The 19371-nt window shown below is 69.5% G+C and carries 15 protein-coding genes; 10 read left to right on the top strand and 5 right to left on the bottom strand.

Annotated features, from left to right (window positions below):
* The first annotated feature begins 191 nt into the window (after positions 1-191).
* From AB0C30_RS51310 to AB0C30_RS51325, 4 genes are all read left to right on the top strand, one after another.
* Positions 192-653 (top strand): hypothetical protein, encoded by a 462-nt coding sequence (locus AB0C30_RS51310; protein ID WP_357958195.1) that lies wholly within the window; start codon positions 192-194, stop codon positions 651-653.
* A gap of 154 nt (positions 654-807) precedes the next feature.
* Positions 808-1008, top strand: coding sequence for a DUF5708 family protein (locus AB0C30_RS51315; protein WP_357958197.1), 201 nt, complete (start codon positions 808-810; stop codon positions 1006-1008).
* 285 nt (positions 1009-1293) lie between these two features.
* Positions 1294-3384, top strand: coding sequence for a beta-propeller fold lactonase family protein (locus tag AB0C30_RS51320; protein WP_357958199.1), 2091 nt, complete (start codon positions 1294-1296; stop codon positions 3382-3384).
* 100 nt (positions 3385-3484) lie between these two features.
* Positions 3485-4840: a PhzF family phenazine biosynthesis isomerase gene (locus AB0C30_RS51325; protein ID WP_357958201.1), complete on the top strand. Its 1356-nt coding sequence runs from the start codon at positions 3485-3487 to the stop codon at positions 4838-4840.
* An 8-nt stretch (positions 4841-4848) separates the two neighbouring features.
* Here the strand turns inward: AB0C30_RS51325 and AB0C30_RS51330 are convergent, their stop codons facing one another.
* Positions 4849-8142 carry a BTAD domain-containing putative transcriptional regulator gene (locus AB0C30_RS51330; RefSeq protein ID WP_357958203.1) on the bottom strand — a complete coding sequence of 1098 codons (3294 nt, stop codon included), beginning with the start codon at positions 8140-8142 and terminating at the stop codon, positions 4849-4851.
* A 190-nt stretch (positions 8143-8332) separates the two neighbouring features.
* On the opposite strand from AB0C30_RS51330, the gene AB0C30_RS51335 reads away from it, so the two are divergent.
* From AB0C30_RS51335 to AB0C30_RS51350, 4 genes are all read left to right on the top strand, one after another.
* Complete coding sequence (locus AB0C30_RS51335) at positions 8333-9850, top strand: FAD-dependent oxidoreductase (protein ID WP_357958205.1); 1518 nt, start codon at positions 8333-8335, stop codon at positions 9848-9850.
* Between the two features lie 56 nt (positions 9851-9906).
* The gene (locus AB0C30_RS51340; protein ID WP_357958207.1) at positions 9907-10569 is read left to right on the top strand and encodes a GDSL-type esterase/lipase family protein; all 663 of its coding nucleotides are present in this window, start codon (positions 9907-9909) and stop codon (positions 10567-10569) included.
* 289 nt (positions 10570-10858) lie between these two features.
* A complete protein-coding gene (locus AB0C30_RS51345) occupies positions 10859-12109 on the top strand; it encodes a vanadium-dependent haloperoxidase (RefSeq protein ID WP_357958209.1) in 1251 nt (416 codons plus the stop codon).
* Between the two features lie 96 nt (positions 12110-12205).
* Positions 12206-13396 (top strand): MarP family serine protease, encoded by a 1191-nt coding sequence (locus AB0C30_RS51350; protein WP_357958211.1) that lies wholly within the window; start codon positions 12206-12208, stop codon positions 13394-13396.
* 70 nt (positions 13397-13466) lie between these two features.
* On the opposite strand, the gene AB0C30_RS51355 is transcribed toward AB0C30_RS51350, so the two are convergent.
* The 3 genes from AB0C30_RS51355 to AB0C30_RS51365 all read right to left on the bottom strand — a co-directional run bounded on the left by AB0C30_RS51355 (position 13467) and on the right by AB0C30_RS51365 (position 15876).
* Positions 13467-13847, bottom strand: coding sequence for a GntR family transcriptional regulator (locus AB0C30_RS51355; protein WP_357958213.1), 381 nt, complete (start codon positions 13845-13847; stop codon positions 13467-13469).
* Complete coding sequence (locus AB0C30_RS51360) at positions 13844-14671, bottom strand: hypothetical protein (protein ID WP_357958214.1); 828 nt, start codon at positions 14669-14671, stop codon at positions 13844-13846. The genes AB0C30_RS51355 and AB0C30_RS51360 overlap by 4 nt, the downstream gene beginning before the upstream one ends.
* Positions 14672-15018: 347 nt before the next feature.
* Positions 15019-15876, bottom strand: a complete 858-nt coding sequence (locus AB0C30_RS51365) for a helix-turn-helix transcriptional regulator (RefSeq protein WP_357958216.1) — start codon at positions 15874-15876, stop codon at positions 15019-15021.
* Positions 15877-15962: 86 nt separating this feature from the next.
* Here AB0C30_RS51365 and AB0C30_RS51370 point away from each other — a divergent pair, with 86 nt between their 5' ends.
* Together AB0C30_RS51370 and AB0C30_RS51375 are read left to right on the top strand one after the other, a co-directional pair.
* On the top strand, positions 15963-16745 hold the full coding sequence (locus tag AB0C30_RS51370; protein WP_357958218.1) for an SDR family oxidoreductase: 783 nt from the start codon (positions 15963-15965) through the stop codon (positions 16743-16745).
* 118 nt (positions 16746-16863) lie between these two features.
* Positions 16864-17988, top strand: a complete 1125-nt coding sequence (locus AB0C30_RS51375; protein WP_357958220.1) for an FAD-dependent oxidoreductase — start codon at positions 16864-16866, stop codon at positions 17986-17988.
* Positions 17989-18350: 362 nt separating this feature from the next.
* Here the strand turns inward: AB0C30_RS51375 and AB0C30_RS51380 are convergent, their stop codons facing one another.
* Positions 18351-19340, bottom strand: coding sequence for a LacI family DNA-binding transcriptional regulator (locus tag AB0C30_RS51380; RefSeq protein ID WP_357958222.1), 990 nt, complete (start codon positions 19338-19340; stop codon positions 18351-18353).
* Positions 19341-19371: the final 31 nt, after the last annotated feature.

Genomic DNA, 19371 nt, shown 5'->3' on the forward strand with positions numbered 1-19371 from the left:
CACCGGCGGACGAAGGACTCGATTCTCTCGATCATGTGCGGCATGATGCCAGCGCAGACCGGCCAGAGGCAAGGAGTGCCTCCGTCTTCGCCATCGCTCGGGGATCTCGACTTCGTCGCCGGAAGAAGCTCGCCGCTTATGTGGCCATGGTGTGAGCCGGACTGAACTTCCTCCCATGGCATCATGTGCGAGTGATCACGGAAGAGATACCCGCGCCACCTTTCGGACGGCTGTTACCTGGCCGGATGGGACGTGCGGCGGTCGTCGGCGTGTTTTCCGCCAGCGGGATGATCGTGGCGATCATTCTGATGTTCATAGTGCTTCCCGATTACTTCCCTCTCACAGAGCTGGCCATGATGTCGCTGCTCGTGGGAATACCGGGCGGTCTCTGCTGGCCGGCGTTGTATCTCTGCGAAATCCGTCCAGCATGGCCTGTCGCCGTCATAGGCATGTTGTTCGTCGGGGCGATATGGCACTTGACGCAGGGCACCGACAAGGACGGCTTCTTGGGAATCTTCTTCTCAGTGCTCCCCTTCCTGGGCGGGTTCGTCGCGTATCCCCTTGCCGTCGTAGTCGCCACGCCCCGGGCTCCGGTGGTGTGGCGGGCAGCGCCGCTGGTGCTGCTCGCCGGAATCTATTGGTTCGCCGCGTAAGCAAATCTCAGGCGTGTACGCGCGCGCCCACGGCCGCGTCACCCGAAAGATGTAGTCCGATCTCCTCAGCGCGCAGGAAGCCTCCGACCTGGCTCTTTATTAGCGTTTCCGGAGAACGGGGGCGCCGCGTCCCTCATGATCGAAAGAGATACGCATGGCCCCCGCCCGCAAGACATTCCTCACCGGTCTGACCGTCTTCGCCGCAGGGCTGGCGCTGTGGTTGTTCGGACTCGACACTGAGATCTTCGTGTTCACACCGACGAAGGTCGGGCTGGTTCTGATGGCCCTCGGCGGTCTGGAGGCTCTGTACGGGCTCTACAAGATCGTACGCGGCGACGGCGCGGAGCCGCGCTGACGCTGTGACCGGCGGCGGCGACGGCCGTGGCGTCACTATGCAACCTGCCAATGATCAGCCAGGAAACCTCTTCCAGGTGCGTCGCCCCACTGAGCGAGATGCCGTCCTGGCTAGAACAGGACCCTCATTACGCAATACGGGGGTTCGATGCTGAGACGTCAGACGAGACAGGCGGCAGGAGATCGCCGCAGAGCACCAGGTGGCAGACGAGACCGGCCGGTGCGGCCGTCCCGGATCTGGGTGTTGGCGGTAGGGGTTGTCGTCGCAGCGGGGTTGGCGGTGCCCATGGCCGAATCCGCGCCGGCGACCGCCGGCCCACGACTGACCAAGTCCGCGGCGGCGACCGCCGACCCACAACTGACCAAGTCCGCGGATCCAGCGCTTCAGGACTTCCTCTACGTGGCCAACAGCGGTTCGGACAACGTGTCGCTGGTCGACACGTTCTACAAGACCGTCACACCCGTCGGTGTCGGCAGAGCTCCCAACCAGGTGGCGATCAACCTGGCCGGCACCCGCCTCTACGTCACCAACAGCACCTCGGCCAACGTGTCGGTGGTGGACACCGAGACCAAGGCCGTCACCACGATCGACGTCGGTCGTTTGCCGAATGGTGTGGCGGTCAACCCGGACGGCACCCGCGTTTACGTCGCCAACAGCGGCTCGGACAACGTGTCAGTGATCGACACCACCGCCACCCCGCCCTCCGTCGCCACGATCGCCGTCGGTCGTTTTCCGACCGGTGTGGCGATCAACCCGGACGGCACCCGCGTCTACGTCACCAACTACGGGTCGAGCAACGTGTCGGTCATCGACACCGCCACCAGCAATGTGACCACCATAGGCGTCAAGCCCTGGCCCAAGAGCGTGGCCGTTACGCCCGGCGGCACCCGCGCCTACGTGACGCACTATGGGGCGGCCAACCCCAATCTCGTGTCGGTGATCGACACCACCACCAGCAAGGTCACTGACACCATCCGCGCCGGCGACCATCCGATCGCGGTGGCGATCGACCCTGCGGGCACCTTCGCCTACGTCGCCAACCACTTCTCGGGCACCGTTTCGGTAATCGACACCGCCACCAACAAGGAGACCACCACCATCCAGGTGGGTCAGTCACCGAGTGGTGTGGCGATCAACACCGCGGGCACGCGCGCCTTCGTCACCAACAACCGGTCGGACACCGTGTCGGTGATCAATACCGCCACCAAAGAGCAGGCCACCACCATCAACGTCGGCCGGTTTCCGATCGGTGTGGCCGTTCTCGACAGACCTGTGGACCGGACCGCCATCGTCTCCCTCGGTGACAGCTACATCTCCGGCGAGGCCGGCCGTTGGAAGGGCAATGCCGTACCGGCGAGCAACCGGGGTGACCGCTGGGGGACCGACCGCGCCGCCTACAACTGCACCTCGATCGGTTTGCGGTGCGGTCACGACGGCCGGCGCGTCTACGGTGAGTCCTTCGACAACGGCTGCAACCGCTCGGATTCGGCCGAGATCCAGAGCGCGGCCATCAACGTGCTGCGCCGGATCAACCTCGCCTGCTCCGGCGCCAGAACCGTCAACGTGATCGGCGCCGACGCGGGCGGAAAATCCTTCAAGGGCGAGCCTCCCCAGGCCGACCAGCTCCGCCAGGCCGCCAAGCGGTACAAGGTCGAGTTGGTGGTCCTGTCCATCGGCGGCAACGACCTCGGCTTCGCCTCCGTCCTTGAGAAATGCGTCAAGAGATGGCAGAAGCAGCATGGGATCGAGCACTGCCACGTGGACCAGGAGCCGGTCTTCCGCGAAGGCCTGGCAAAGACGAAGCCCAAGGTCGAGCAGGCCGTCCAGGAAATCAAGCGGGCCATGACCGATGCCCACTACGCCGATGGCTCCTACCGGCTCGTCCTGCAGTCCTACCCGTCTCCCGTTCCGCTGGGCGACCAGAACCGCTACCACGAGTTCAGCGACTCGCGCTTCAACGTGGGCGGCTGCCCGATGTTCAACGACGACTCCGACTGGGCCCGTAACACCGTCATTCCCGCGATCTCCGACATGCTCAAGGACGTCGCCCGCACCCAGAACGTGGAATTCCTCGACCTGCGCAACCTGTTCGACGGCCACGAGGTCTGCGCCAACCGTGCGCGGCAAGCCACCGCCGCCAACTCTCTTGAGAACCCGCTGCCCGGCGACATCAGTGAATGGACCCGTTTCCTTGTCGTCCTGGAATCCCAGGGCCAGAGTCAGGAATCAATTCACCCCAATTACTACGGTCAGCGGGCCCTCGGCACCTGCCTGACCAAACTTCGGGACCACATGGGAACCGAGAAGAACCACGTCTGCACCGGCACCCCCGGCCGTGCCCCCGAGGAGGTGAGCCTCACCAGTACCAACTGGTGAGCAGGGCTGGGCGGGATCGACACAGCCGATCCCGCCCAGCTCGCCTGCCGGACGGCGAACGCCGGTGGAGGCAGGCTCGCGCTGTCGGACAATGGTCGCCATGGACGAGAACATCCAGGACGAAGCATGGTGGCGGCGGCAAGCCGCCGCACAAGGAGAATGGTGGCGGAAACGGGCGGCAGCCCAGCAGGAGGAGACCCTCCGGCAGAACAACCTGATGTACGGCGGCTTGATCGCCATCGGAGTGGTCTTGGTGCAGCCGTTCCTGACCCCCGGAGGCGCTGCCCTCGATCTGTCCGCCCAGATCTGTGTGGTCGCTTTCTCCTTGGCCATCCCCCTCTTGTCCGCTCTTATCGTGTTGAACCGGCATGAGACCTATCGTCGGCGCTCGACAAGCTCCGTTTTCGTGCTGGTGGCGCAGCAGGCCGCGCTCGGGCTCGGGTACGTCGGGGTGGTCGCCGGTTTCTGGCACATCATGACGATCGCCGGGATCGCGATCCTGAGTGCCACGGTCTTGGGCGTGGCCGTGCATTCCGCGGGTTATGTGCAGGTGGAGGAAGAAGACGCCAAAGCCACACCAGGTGCGGAGCAACCACCCAAGCGCCATGATGACCACATGAGCGAAGTACTCAGATATACCGCTTTCACCACCACTCCCACCGGCGGCAACCCCGCCGGAGTGGTCTTGGATGCCCGGGAGTTGTCAGACGCGGAGATGCTCGCCATCGCCGCCGAACTCGGCTACTCCGAGACCGCCTTCCTGCACCCCACGGGCGAGCGCCAGTACCGGATCCAGTACTTCAGCCCTCTGGCCGAGGTCGCCTTCTGCGGCCACGCGACGATCGCCGCCTCGGTCGCGCTCGGCGAGCGGATCGGCCCCGGAACCGTGAACCTCACCACCCAGGCGGGCCCGGTCCCGGTGGACATCGCCGCGGATCCGACCGGTGAGATCACCGCCACTCTGACCAGTCCGCCGACCTCCACCCGCCAAGCCTCCGAAGAGGAGGTACGGCCCGTGCTCGCCGCACTGGGCTGGTCGGCCGACGACCTGGACCCCGCTTACCCGGCCCACGTCGCCAACGCCGGCAACGACCATCTCGTCCTGGCCGCGGCCAGCCGGAGCCGCCTGGCCGATCTCGACTACGACTTCGAGGCCTTGGGCAAGATCATGGCTGACTTGGGTTGGACCACCGTCCACCTCTTCTGGCCCGAATCCCCCACCGTCTACCACGCCCGCGACCCGTTCCCACCCGGCGGCGTCGTCGAGGACCCCGCCACCGGCGCCGCGGCCGCCGCCTTCACCGGCTACCTGCGTACGCTGGGACGCCTCGAAGACGGCACCGTTCTCACCATTCACCAGGGCGTCGACATGGGGCGGCCCAGCCTCCTGACCTGTAGCACCATTCCCGGCGACTCTCGCGTCACGGTCTCCGGCACCGCGGTGCCCATCCAGTAACTGACTGATCACTCGGGATCTGGGGCAGCCGTCCCGAGTTCCCGGCGCAGCCGGGCCGGGTCGACCTCGGTCACGGCTGTCTTCCCGTCCAGCTCCCAGCCCTTCCCGTACGCCGTGGCGAAGGCCTCCTCGCCCAGCGCGGCCCGCCCTCGGCGGGTGAGCTCGCGGACCTGCTGGTCGGTGCGGTCGTGCGTGCCGCGCAGCCGGGAGGCGACGCCGAGCAGGACGGCCGACTCGTGATGCCGCCCGCGCGCCTGGGCGAGCGCGGCCGCGTTCACCGCCCCCAGTGACAGGATCGGCAGGTCCCGGGCGTCCAGCGCCGCCGCGTACGCCTTCGCCAGCATCTTCTCCGCGCCGGCCAGGTCGCCCAGCTCCAGGCAGAGCGCGGCCCGTACGCTGCCGGCCAGCGCCCGCGCGTGGTCACCGGGGAACGTGGTGTCACCGAGCAGAGCTCGTTCGGCGTCGTCGAGCAGGTCCCGCGCCCGGTCCAGGTCGCCGCGCCGCACCCGGAAGGCGGCCTCCCACGCGTCGACCAGGGCCGACAGCTCCGGCGAGGCCGCGCGCAGCGCCAGCTCCCGGGCCGAGCCGACCATCGCGATCGTCGAGTCGGTGTCGCCGCGCCGCAGGTGCAGGTCGATCCAGCGCAGATGGAGAAACACCTCGTCGCTGAGGCTGAGCGAGCCGAACTCGCCGGCCAGCGACTGCGCCTCGCGCAGGTCGGCCAGCGCGCCGTCGAGGTCGTCGTCGTACTGCCGCTGCTGGGCGCGCATCGGCAGCACGGTGGCCTGGCCCCAGCGGTCGCCGGCCTGCCGGAAGCAGGCCAGGGCCGCCTCCACGTCGGCGCGCATGGTGTCGAACTCGCCCGCGTTCTCGGCGAACTGGGCGCGGAACATGCGGGCCAGCCCCGACAGCCACACGTCGTCGCCGTCGGCCAGGCGCGCGATCTTCGCGTACACGGTCTCCTCCTCCTGGAGGAACGCGAGTGTGAGCGCGGTGAGCGCGCCGCACGGGCCCGGCAGTTCCGGGTACGCGAGCAGCCGGTCGGCCAGCTCGCGCAGCCGCGCCTGGTCGTCCGCGACCTCCTCGGCGGTCAGCCCCGGCCGGGTGTCGGCCCGGTTGATCAGGTGGATCGCGTGGGCGCAGTCGCGGCCGGGCGTCGGCTCGCCGCCGCCGGGCACGGCCAGCGCCTCGCCCAGCCAGTAGGTCGCGTCGGGGTGCCGGCCGAACATCTGCCAGTACCAGGTCAGGTTCAGGGCGAGAGCGACCGCGGCGGTGGCGTCGCCGGTGTCGCACCGTCGGCGCAGGGCGGCCAGCGCGTTGTCGTACTCGGCGCTGATGACCCGGATGGCCGTCAGCTGGCCGGGCCCGCGCAGCCGCGGGTCGTACCGGGCCATCAGCTCGGCGAAGTGGCCGGCGGCCAGGTCGCGGACGGTGCCGAGGTCGCCCGTCTCGGCCAGGCGGTCGGTGCCGTACTCGCGCAGCGTCTCCAGCATGCGGTAGCGGCCCGGGTCGGGCGCGAGCTGCAACAGTGACCGGTCGACCAGGCCGGCGAGCAGCTCGGGGATCTCGGCGGCCGGCACCGCGGTGCCGGCGCAGAGCGCGGTGGCCGAGGCCGGCGTGACGCCGCCGGGCAGGATCGAGACGCGTTCGGCGACCGTACGCTCGTGCTCGCTCAGCAGTTGCCAGCTCCAGGCGATGACCGCGCGCAGCGTGCGGTGCCGGGGCAGCGCGGTACGGCTGCCGGTGGTGAGCAGCCGGAACCGGTCGGACAGCCCGTCGGCCAGCTCGGGCAACGACAGCGTCCGCAGCCGGGCGGCGGCCAGCTCCAGCGCCAGCGGCATCCCGTCCAGGCCGCGGACCACCCGCCGGACCTCGGGCAGCGTCGTGTCGTCCACGTCGAAGCCCGGGCGTACGGCCGCCGCCCGCTCGGTGAACAGGCGTACCGACGCCGCCCGCCGGGCCTGCTCGACGCCGTCGTCCGGGCCGGGCAGCGCGAGCGGGCCGAGCGGCACCAGCGCCTCGCCGTCGACCGCGAGAGGTTCGCGGCTGGTGGCGAGTACGCGCAGCTCAGGGCAGCGGGACAGCAGCGCCGCGACCAGGTGGGCCACGGCGTCGACAAGGTGCTCGCAGTTGTCGATCAGCAACAGGATCTCCCGGCCGCCGAGCCGGTCGGCGAGCACGTCCAGCTCGTCGCCCTCGACCCGCGTCCGGGCCTCGAACAGCGCGCCGCCGCGCAGCCCGATCCCGGCGAGCACGGCCGCGCCGACTTTGGCCGGCTCGGTGACCGAGGCGAGGTCGATCAGCCAGGCGCCGTCGCGGTAGTCGAGGCGGTGGCGGCGGGCGGCCTCGACGGCGAGGCGCGTCTTGCCGGCGCCACCGGGACCGAGCACGGTGACCAGGCGCCCGGTGGCGAGCAGCGTGTCGATCCGGGCGAGGTCGTCGTCGCGCCCGATGAAGCTGGTCAGCGGCGCGGGCAGGTTGCTCGGCCCGGTCGGCGGCGCGGGCAGGTTACTCGGCCCGGTCGGCGCGGTGTCGGCGGCCGGGGCGGGCCGCTCGGCGCGCAGCAGGCGCAGGTGGCGTTCGTGCAGGGCGGTGCCCGGGTCGGTGCCGAGGGCGTCGGCCAGGGCTTCGCGGACCCGCTCGTACAGGGCCAGAGCGTCGGCCTGGCGGCCCTGGGCGGCGAGCGCGTCCATGAGCAGCGCGGCCGCCCGTTCGTGGACGGGGTGCTCGGCGAGCAGGGCGGTCAGGCGGGCGGCGGCCGCGTCGGCACGGCCCAGGGACAGCTCGGCGTCGGCGAGGTCGGCGACGGCCTCGATCGAGGCGTGCGCCAGCCAGGTCGCGACGGTGGGCGCGACCGCGGCGACGACCGTGGGCTCGGTTCCGGGACGGTCGCCCCACAGCGCCACGGCCTCGCCGAGCACGGCCGCCGCGGCATGGGGGTCGTCGGCGCGCAGGCGGTCACGACCGGCGGCGGCGAGCCGCTCGAAGCGCAGCGCGTCCACCTCGGCCGCGTCCACGTTCAGCCGGTAGCCGCCCGCGGCCTGCGCGACGTCGCCGGCCGAGCCGATAGACCGGCGCAGCCGCGAGACGAGGGCCTGCAAGGCATGGGCGGGGTCGGCCGGAGGGTCATCGGCCCAGATCGCGTCGATCAGGACGCCCTGCTCGACCACGCGCCCGCCGGCCAGCGCCAGCCGTACGACCAGGCCCTGCGACCGCGCGCCGGGAACGGGCAGGGCGGCGTCACCGCGAGACACCTGAAAGGCGCCGAGCAGCGTGACGCGAAGCCTCGCATCCCCGTCCATCTTCCGAATCTTCGCGCGCGTGCCGACGAGTGTCCAAATCAGGATTTGTCCTCATGTGAGGGCCGTGTGTGCCCCGTGTGAGCGGCCCGCGTCAGTCTTCGTATGCCTCGGAGAACGTCGGGGGCGCGCGGAAGGACTGCGCAAAACGCTCTGGAATAGCGTTCCAATAAGTTGCGGAAAGGGGGCTTCCGTGCACGATGTAGTGATCGTGGGCGCCGGCCCGGTTGGTCTGTTCCTTGCCTGCGAGCTTGGTCTCGCGGGCTGCTCTGTCCTGGTGCTTGAGCGGGAGCCGGAGCCCGGCTCCCCGTGGAAGGCGGACCCGCTCGGAATGCGGGGCCTGTCCGCCGCGTCGGTGGAGGCGTTCTATCGCCGGGGGATGCTGCACGCGCTGCTGACGGCCTCAGGCGTCCCTTCCGGCGGGAACCCCGACACGGACGAGCCGTCACCCCCTCGTGGCGTGGGCCACTTCGCCGGCATGATGCTCGATCCGGCCAAGGTCGACGTCGCCGCCCTGCCGTTCCGGCTGCCCAGCCCGGCGATGGACGGCGTGATGACGAACCTCGAAGCGGTCGACGCGGTGCTGTCCGAGTGGGCGGCCAAGCTCGGCGTGGAGGTCAGGCGCGGCGTCACGGTCTCAGCCATCGCGCGGACCGATGAGAGCGTGGTCGCACGAGCCGGCGAGCACGAGTACGCGGCGCGCTGGCTCGTCGGCTGCGACGGCGGACGCAGCGCGGTGCGCGGGCTCGCGGGCTTCGACTTCGTCGGCACCGAGCCGCAGTTCACCGGCTATGTCGTGCTCGCCACCATCGCCGATCCCGAGAAGCTGCGCCCCGGATTCAACCTGACGCCGACCGGCATGTACCTCGGGACACCCGCGGAAGGGTACATCGGCATGCTGGACTTCGACGGCGGCACGTTCGATCGCTCGCGGCCGCCGACTCGCGACCATCTCCAGGCGGTTCTGCGCCGGGTGTCCGGCACCGACGTGACGCTGAGCGACGTCCATCTCGCTTCAAGCTTCACCGATCGGGCGATGCAGACGACGACCTACCGGCAGGGACGCGTCCTGCTCGCGGGCGACGCCGCTCACATCCACTCTCCCCTTGGGGCGCAGGGACTCAACCTCGGCCTCGGCGACGCCTCGAACCTGGGCTGGAAGCTCGCGGCGACCGTGCAGGGGTACGCGCCGGACGGGCTGCTCGACACCTACACCCGCGAGCGCCATCCGATCGGCGCCTGGGTGCTCGATTGGACGCGCGCCCAGGCGGCGGTCATGCGGCCGGACCCGCATGCCCAGGCGATCCAAGGAGTGGTCCGCGACCTGCTCGGGACCCGTGACGGAACGACGTACGTATTCGAGAAGACATCGGGATCGTCGCTCCGTTACGACCTCGGCAGCGAGCAGCAGTCGCTGGTCGGCCGCAATGCCCCGGATCTTCGTCTTGAGGACGGCACTCGCCTCGGCGAACTGATGCGGGACGGACGAGGCGTCGCGCTCGATTTCAGCACCGACCGGCGCCTGCACGATTCAGCGAGGGGCTGGGAAAGCCGGATGCGGTATGTAGCCGGTCCGGCGAGAAACGACCTCGGATTCGGGGCCCTGCTTGTCCGGCCCGACGGCATAGTCGCCTGGGCCGGTGATCGCGCCCCTGATCGTGACGCGTTCGAGCGGGCCGCCGGCCATTGGTTCGGTAGCCCGGCGATTTAACGCCGCACTCCCCCGAAATGACATTTCCTCTCCTCAACCGAGACTCAGGAACACACATGACGATCACCCTCCGACCCGGAAGCACCGTAATGTTCACCGGCGATTCGGTCACCGACTGCCAACGACTGGAGAGCGAGGACGGCCTCGGCTTCGGCTACCCCCTGCGCGTCGCGGGCGAGTGGGGACTGCGGCACCCGGACCGGCCCGTGACCTGGCTGAACTCCGCGATCGCCGGCAACAAGGTGATGGACCTCGAAGCCCGCTGGCAGGCGGACGTGCTCGACGCGCGCCCGGACGTGGTGTCGATCCTCGTCGGCGGCAACGACGTGGCCTGGCACACGTACGACCCGGACGGCTACGTGATCTCCACGGAGGAGTACGCGGCAGGCTACGACCGCCTGCTCGCGCCCCTCGCCGCGGCCGGCGTCGAGCTGATCCTCATCGAGACGTCCCTCCTGCCGATCAGCGGCCTTGTCGAGGTCGGCGACGTGCACATCGGCGAGAAGGAGCGGAAGGAGTGGCGGGCCGATCTGGACCCGAAGAACCAGGTCGTCCGCGAACTCGCCCGCAAGTACGGCGCGCACCTGCTCGCCGCCGACGGCATGTTCGCCGAGCTCGCCGCGACGACCGGACCGGAGTACTGGGCCGCGGACGGCGCGCACCCGACACCGGCCGGTCACGCCGCACTCGCGGCTGCCTGGCTGCGCCTGGTCGCGTGACCGGGCCTCACGATGGCCCGCGACACCGGCGATCGTGAGGAGCTTCGCCGGCCGGCCCGCCGATACCCCAGGCGGGCGGGCGGGCCGGTCGGCCGGCGAAGAGTTTGTGAGACGAGGAGGCATTCCAGAAAGCGCGGATCGTTGAAACGGACACTTTCTGCTTCGTATTTCCGGCTACGCCATTATCAGCTTTTCGCCCGTTCAGCCGCTGTAACGGCCGAGGCCGGCATAGTACTTTGCTTCAGTGCTTAGATCACGCAATGCGGGCTGGGTCGCCATCCTGCGGCGCATGGCCGTTTGGCCGGTCGTCGCCGGAGTCATCATTTCCGGTTCGCCGGTCCCGTCATTCGCGTACGCCTCGGATTCACCCGCACCCGCCAATGCCATCATTGTCTGGGACGGCAACGCTCAGACAGCCATCTGGGATATCGCCGCGCAGCAGCCGCAAGTCCAGGCACGCAGCTTCGCGATGGTGCACGGAGCCGTTTACGACGCGGTGAACGCGATAGCCGGCACTCCCTATCAGCCGTACCTGATCGCACCGGCCGCCAAAGGGACCGAGTCGACGGACGCGGCCGTCGCGACCGCGGCCTTCCGCGTGCTGAACGCGCTGTTCCCGGCTCAGCAGGCGAGGTTGGAGACGCAGTACGACGAGTCGCTGGCCGCGATCCCCGACAGTGCCGCGAAGCGGCGCGGGATCACGGTGGGCGAGCAGGCGGCCGCTGCGATGATCGCCGCGCGGCGCAACGATGGCGCGTTCGGCAGCCAGACCTGGACCGTCGGCACCCAACCCGGCCAGTGGCGGCCGACGCCTCCCGCTTTCGCCTCCGACGGGGCATGGGTGGGTGACCTCAAACCGTTCCTCATCCCCCGCGCGTCCATGTTCCGCACGTCCGGCCCGCCATCGCTCACCAGCCGCCAGTACGCCCGGGACTTCAACGAGGTCAAGACGATCGGCTCGGCGACCAGCACCGTCAGGACGGCCGACCAGACGCAAGCCGCGATCTGGTGGCATGATCGACATCTCGTCGAATGGGAGATCAAACGCCAGCTCGCGACGACACAGGGACTGACCACGCTTCAGACTGCGCGGATGTTCGCGATGGTCGATCTGGCCGAAGCCGATGCCACGACCGCCTGCTTCAACGAGAAGGCGGCATGGAGCTTCTGGCGGCCGATCACCGCGATCCAGCTGGCCGACACCGACGGCAACCCGGCAACGGCGGCCGACCCCAACTGGACACCGTTGCTCGTTACGCCGCCGCACCCCGACTTCACATCGGGACATGCCTGTTTCACCGCGGCGAGCATGTCGGCGTTGGCGTACTTCTTCGGCCGGGACGACATCTCCTTCAGCGGGTACAGCGCCGCCTCGGGTACCACCAGGTACTTCCGCGGCTTTTCCCAGGCGATCGCCGAGGTCGTCAACGCCCGCGTCTGGGGCGGTATCCACACCCGCACGGCCGACGTGCAGGGCGCGAAGATCGGCGGCCAGGTCACCGCCTACATGGTCGGGCACTACTTCCGCCCGAAGAGGTAATGGCCTCGGCTCCGCCAGTGGGGTCAATGGCCACGTTCAACGCCAATCGGCCCTCTGCTCGAGCGCAGAGGCAAAAATCGGGTTTACCTTTGCCTAGTGAACGGTGATCTGCTCGACATCGTGTTGGTCGCTCTGGTGATCGCCTTCGGCTTCTCCGGATATCGCCAAGGGTTCGTCGTCGGGGCGGCCGGCTTCATCGGTTTCATCGGCGGATGTGTGTTCGGGATTAATCTCGCGCCGCCCATCGCGGGCGCGGTTGTGGACGGAGACGTCCCGCAGTTATTACTGGCCCTCGTAATCGTGCTTCTGGCCGCGATGATCGGTCAGTTCATCACATCTACCGTGGGGGCGGTATTGCGTTCCCATCTGCGGGACGAACCTGCCCGGAGGCTGGACGCGGTGGGCGGAATGCTGGTCGCCGCCTTTTCGGTGCTGGTCATCGCCTGGCTGGTCGGAAGCCTGCTGGTATCCACCTCGCTGGTGCCGGTCGTGGAACAGATTCGTGGCTCACTGCTCTTGGCCACGGTCGATCAGGCGGTCCCGGACGCGGCGCGCGACTGGCAGAAACCGTTCAAGCAGTTCATCGACCGGTCCGGCTTCCCGCCGGTGCTGGACGTGATCGCCGGCCAGCCGCTCATCGACGTTCCACCGCCGAGCGCGGCAGTGCTGAAGAGCCCCGCGTTACAGCAGTCGCGGGCCGGGATCGTGCAGGTGCAGGGGACGGCGAGCTCGTGCCGCAAGCGCATCACCGGCTCAGGATTCGTGTACGCGCCCGATCACATCATGACCAACGCGCACGTGGTCGCGGGGGTGGACGCGGAGTTGCAGATCATCGATCACGAGCAGCGCCCTCACCCAGCGGTGGTGGTTCTGTACGACCCGCGACGGGACGTGGCGGTCCTGCACGTACCGGGCCTCGGACTGCCGCACCTGACCTTCGACGGCGAGGCGGACAAGGGCGAGGACGCCATCATCGCGGGCTACCCCCAGGGCCGCGGGTTCACTCCGCAGCCGGCCCGGGTCGCGGCGCGGCAGAGCGCCTCCATCCCCGACATTTACCGAGGGCCCGAGGTGACGCGGGAGGTGTACCTCATTCGGGGCAAGGTCGAGCACGGCGACTCGGGCGGTCCCCTGCTGGCCACCGACGGGCGGGTGCTGGGCGTGGCCTTCGCCGCCGTCACCAGCCAGGAGGACATCGGTTACGTACTGACCGCCAGCGAAGTCGCCGCCGACGCCCGCGAGGCCGCGACCGCCACCAAGCCCGTCAGCACTCAGGTCTGCGACTGATCCCAGGGCGGACCATGGCCTCACAAGCCCAAGCGCTCGGCGCTCGGGCCGCACAGGCCCGAGCGCCGAGTCAGAATGAGGCGGAAGCGGCTGCGTCGCCGGATCTCAGGGCCGCCTCGACGATGCAGAGCGCCTCGGTCTCGTCGATGCCGACGCTCGCCACGACGGCCGCGTAGTCGGCGGCGGCCTGGCGGGCTCGTTCGCGGGCCTCCTCCCCCGCCGCGGACACGAACGACCCGGCCCGCCCCCGGGTCTCGATCAGCCCGGCCTCCTCAAGCTCCCGGTAGGCCCGGCCGACCGTGTTGACGGCCAGGCCGAGGTCGGCCGCGAGCCGGCGGATGGTCGGCAGCCGGGAGCCCACGGCCAGCGTACGGTCGTGGATCTGCCGGGCGAGCTGGGCCCGCAGCTGCTCGAACGGCGGCACCGGCGAGCCCGCGTCGATGACGATCATTCGACGCCGACCACGTGCCGCGCTGTGTCCGCGCACGACGGCGTCCTGGCATGGGCGGCGATGATGGCGGCGAGACCCAGCACCATGAAGCCTAGTGAGGCGGCGGTCCACCAGCCGGGCGCGGACCCGGACAGCAACACCACCGGCAACCCCAACAGCACGCTCGGCGCGTTGCTATCGCGTGCGTCCTCGATGCGCATGATGACGTCGGCCGTCAGCGACACCTCGTCCTCGGCCACGACCGGCCGGGCCAGCACCTCGCGCAGCTGCAGGGCCAAGCCGAGGCCGGCCCCGGCCACGGCGATCAGCAGCACGACAGCCATGTACCGCACTCTGCCCTCATCGACGGCCAGTGCGCCCACCCCCAGCGCGAACGCACCGGCGAAGATGCCGGCCACCAGCACGGCGTACCTCCTTCCAAGGAGGGTCCGCCAGCCGAGCTGCACCGGATGGGCCACTCGCCGCGCCAGTGCCGCCCCGGCCTGCCGGTCGACACGCCGTACCCAGGCGTCAAGCAGCATCCGGGCCAGCACCAGCCCGATGATCAACACGCTCAGGGCCAGCACCAGCGTCGGCCGCGCCGGCCAAAGTCCGCCGGATGCGGCAGTGGCCATCAGGTCAGTGGCCTGTGCCAGCGCGGCCGCGATATACAGCGCGGCCAGCAGGACACTGCCCATTAGCCGCGCCCGCCGCCGTACCGCCAGTCGCGTGGTCAGCAACGGTGTCGGTGGGCCGTCGCCGAGGCCGTGCTGCCGCAGCCAGGTCTCCGTGAGTCGGACCTCCGCCGGCCGCGGGCCGGCGCCCGGCATGGAACTGTTCGCCATACCGTCTCCTTTGTCGCAAGGTTTGTATCAACATGTTGCGTCATGGCTTGCGACAAAGTCAACAGGGTCGACGACGCTCGAGATTTTGGTTTTGCGGCGAAATGGCACGGCCGCATCGACCAACGAAGAGGGTGTTCGCACAGGCGCGGAGGCGAGGCTCTGGGCGTACGGAGCAGCACGCAACGTGCTGGCCGACCACCGCCGCCGCGCGCTTCGGCACCAGTCCGGCTCGACGCCGATCTTCTGGGGCGCATCGATCAGGTGCTCGACGGCGTCGTCGAAACGAGCCCGGCACCGACGACGAGCCCGTAGCGGGATGACAGGTCGCCGCCTGGGGCCGGAGTGGGTCAGCGTGGCCTGTTCGCCTTGACGTACTCCGCGCCAAGGACATTCAGCAGAGCCAGGGCTTCGACGCCAGGGGATCCTGAGGGCGCGCTGTAGAGCACGAGGTGCTGGTCGCGTTCCGTGAGCGCGAGCGAGTCGCAGTCAACGGCGATCTCCCCGACGACCGGGTGCCGGAACGTCTTCATGAGCGTTGGCGCGGCCTGCACGTCGTGCCGCTCCCAGAGCCGGGCGAACTCGGGGCTGGCATCGCGGAGCTCGTCGACGAGCTCGATCACCGCGGGGTCGGACGGGTAGCGGGCGAGGGTGGATCGCAACCCCATGACGACCTGGTGCCGGAACTCCACGGCGTCGGAGATTCCGTACAACGTCGCATCGGGGCGCGCAGGGCCGAGGAATGCCCGGCGCGCGAGATTGCGGTCCCGCGGGGCGAGCTCGGCGAAGTCCTCCATGAGCGCGGCCGCGAGGTCGTTCCACGCGAGCACCTCGAACGTGGCCGAAATCACGAAAGCGGCCGTCTGCGGCAGCCGCTCGAGGAGCGCGAGGATGCTCGGGCGTACGTCGCGCCGGTGCAGTCCGGTACGCCTCGGCGCGGTTCCCGCGAGGACGTGGAGGTGGTCGGACTCGGCGTCCGTGAGCCGCAGCGCGTCCGCGATCCCGGCGAGGACCTCGCCCGACGGTCGCGGCGCCCGGCCCTGCTCGAGCCGGACGTAGTACTCCGTGGAGATGTGCGCGAGGACCGCGACCTCCTCGCGGCGAAGTCCCGGTGTCCGGCGTCGCGGGCCCGAGGACAGTCCGATGTCCTGCGGCCGGAGCCGCTCGCGACGGCTCCGGAGGAACGCCCCGAGTTCCTGTTTGTCCATATCCCCAGTGTGCACGCTGCGCGGCGATCGATCCTGGTACCGTCTGTGCCTGCATCCGGCCTGGTCGCCGGCCTGACACTGTCGTCATGACGAACACCACTGACATCGCACCCATCGGCCTGCTCACCGGCAAGGTCGTGTTCATCACCGGCGCCAGCCGCGGCATCGGGGCGGCCGCGGCCCGGCTCTTCGCCGCCGAGGGGGCCGCCGTCGTACTCGCCGCCCGCGGCACCGACGCCCTGCGGCAAATCGTCGCCGAGATCCGCGCCGACGGCGGCGTCGCCGACGCCGTCACCCTGGACCTCGCCGACCGTACGAGCATCCGCGCGGCGGTCGACCGCGTCGAGGAGCTGCACGGACGGCTCGACGGCGCGTTCAACAACGGCGCGGTGATCCAGCGGCCTGGTCCGCTCGACACCACGAGCGATGAGGACATAGAGCAGCAGTTCGCGGTGAACTTCCGGGCGCACTGGACCGCCATGACGGCTGAGGCCGCACTCATGCGACGCGACGGTGGCGGGGCGATCGTCAACACCTCGAGCATCGGCAGCCGCCGCGCGAACCCCGCACTCCCCGCGTACGGCGCCATGAAGCGCGCGCTCAACAGCATCACCGAGACCGCCGCGGTGAGCTGGGGCCGTGATGGCATCCGGGTGAACGGCATCACCCCCGGCGGCACCGCCACGAAGATGATCGACGATTGGGAGGCGGCGACCCCCGGCATCGTCGAGAAGGTGAAGGCATCGGTCCCGCTCGGACGGATGGCCGAGCCCCACGAAGTCGCCGAGGTGGCGGCGTGGCTGCTCAGCGACCGGGCATCGATGGTGACCGGCGCGATCGTGCCGGTGGATGGCGGCGCCGGCGCCTGAAAGGTATAACCCCGTGCCCGCCGCTTCGATACCCGATTTCGGAGCCTTTGCCAGTCCCGTTCATAGGGCTTGCGTGCTAGAAATGAGAGTTCGCCCGTGATCTAGGAAAGGGGCGTTCGTGGGGATCGGATCCGTGAAGCGGCCTGAACGTGTTGCGGTCATCGGAGTGGGCATCCTCGGAGCCTGCGTGGGCTGGAACCTGTCCCGGCACGGCGCCAAGGTGATCTTCATCGACGCGGGCCAGCCGGGCGAAGGCGTCACCAACTGGTCCTTCTCGTGGGTCAACGCCAGCAACAAGACCGCGCGCAGGTCCTACTTCGACCTGAACGTCGCGGGCATGGCCGCCTACCGTGAGCTCGCCGGAACCATCGGGCCGGACTCATGGTGGTATCCCAGCGGCCACCTGCGCTGGACAGACGATCCCGCGGCGGAGGCGAAGCTCCTGGAAACAGCCGGGCTGCTGGCCGGCTGGGACTACCGGGTCGAGGTGTGCACGGGGGCCGAGGTGCGCCGCCGCCTCGAACCCGCTCTCACGATGGCCGATGAGGCTCCCGTCGTGTTCTACCCCGACGAAGCCTGGGTGCATGGACGTCATCTCGTCGGCCGCCTGGTCGGCCAGGCCGTCGCGGCCGGCGCCGAGCACCGGTTCGGCACCACGGTCAGTGACATCGGCACCGGTGCCGACGAGAGCATCCGGACAGTTACTCTCTCCGATGGGAGCCGTCTCGACGTCGACATCGTCGTGAACGCGGCGGGCCCCAGCGCCTCGCACGTCGCCGGGCTCATCGCACGGCACGTGCCGATGCGCCGGGAACCCGGCGTCGTGACCCGGATCGGCTGTGCTCAGGTCCCGGTCCACCGGGCCATGCACGCGCCGCACATCGAGATCCGTCCTGACGGAGACGCTTCGGTGGTCCTCCACAGCCGCGAGATCGACGCACTCATCGACACAGTCGAGGATCCGGCGGAACTCGCGCGGCTGCTCCACGAATTGGCGCGGCAGGTCGTTCCCGAGTTCGCCGACTCCCGCGTCGTCCAGACACGGGTATCCAACCGGCCCATCCCAGCCGACGGATTCCCTTCGGTGGGCGCGGTGCCGTCTGTGCCCGGCTACTACGAGGCCGTTTCCCACAGCGGCATCACGCTCGGGCCGGTAATCGGCCGGCTGCTCGCTTCGGAGATCGTCGGTGGGGAGAGAGATGAGCTGCTTGCGGACTTCCGTCCGGAGCGGTTCTCCCCGTAAGAAGCCGGGCAAGTCTTCCCTGACAGTCTGGGCAGGCACCGCCAAAGCCCGTAACTGAGTGCAGGTCCGGATCTGTTGCTTGTGCAGGCGCGCCAGCGCCCGTGAGGCGACCATGCGGATCTCAGCCATGGCGTTGAAGACGTCCATGGAGGCGGTCCGGCGGTCGTCAAAGAGCCGGGCGTGGCTCTCGTCGTGAAGCGGAACGGGCCGGGTCTCGTCCCGATGTGCCAGTCCATCTTGTCCCGCTCCAGCCAACCGATCCGGCGAAGCGTTCTTGGGAAGGCAGTCCGAGCGCAGCGAGGCCCTTCAGGGGGCGGGCGTCAGCCCGCCTGGGAGAGCGTCCGGAGCGAAGCGGAGGGCCTTCAGGCTGAGTCTCGGACGATCAGGCTGGTGGGGAGGGCTATCGAGTCGACCTGCTCGGCGCCGTCGATCAGGGCCAGCAGTAAGCGTACCGTCTCCTGAGCCACGTCCCTCAGCGGCTGCCGGATCGTGGTCAGCGGTGGATGGGTGGAGATCGCCACCGATGAGTCGTCGAAGCCGCCCACCGCCACGTCCTCCGGTACGCGCCGGCCCGCCGCCCGCAGCGTGTGCAGGGCCCCCGAGGCCATCACGTCCGAGGCGGCAAAGACCGCGTCCAGGTCTGGTACGCGTTCCAGGAGGCGGGCCATGGCGGTCTCGCCGCTGGCGTGGGTCCAGTCGCCGTGTTCGATCAGCTTCTTGGATGCCTTGCGGCCGAGGACGTCGGCGAAGCCTTCGAGGCGCTGGATGCCGCCCGGCGTGTCCATCGGGCCGGTGATCATCGCGATCTTCTTGCGGCCCCGTGAGACCAGGTATTCGGCCATCTGGCGGGCGCCGCCCCGTTCGTCGCAGGCCGCGTACGGGATCACCGTCTCCCTGCCGATGACGGCGCCGCAGGAGACCACCGGGATGCCGGCGCCGTGGAGCGTGTCGACCAGGGGGTCGCCGGCGTGGGTGGACAGGAGGAAGACGCCGTCGGCGTGGCCGCCCCGTACGTAGCGGAGGACCTGTTCGCGCTCCCTGTCGTCGCCGGCGATCATCATGACCAGCGACAGGTCGCGTTCGCCGAGGCGGCGGATCGCGGTGCGGATGGTGGTGGTGTAGTTGGGGTCCTCGAAGGGGGGTTCGGACAGGACCATGACGACCGATCCGGCGCGCTGTCTGACCAGGTTGCGGGCGTTGCGGTTGACGACGTAGCCGGTCTCGGCGATGGCGCGTTCGATGGCGATCCGGGCCGCTGGGCTCACATAACGGTCGCCGTTCAGGACCCGCGAGACGGTGCCGCGTGAGATCCCGGCCGCCGCGGCCACGTCATGGATGGTCGGCCTTTTCACGCGTTCAGCATCTCACGGTCCACCGCTGAAG

Origin of the sequence: Nonomuraea sp. NPDC048901, from assembly GCF_040649695.1 — a bacterium.
Lineage (GTDB): Bacteria > Actinomycetota > Actinomycetes > Streptosporangiales > Streptosporangiaceae > Nonomuraea.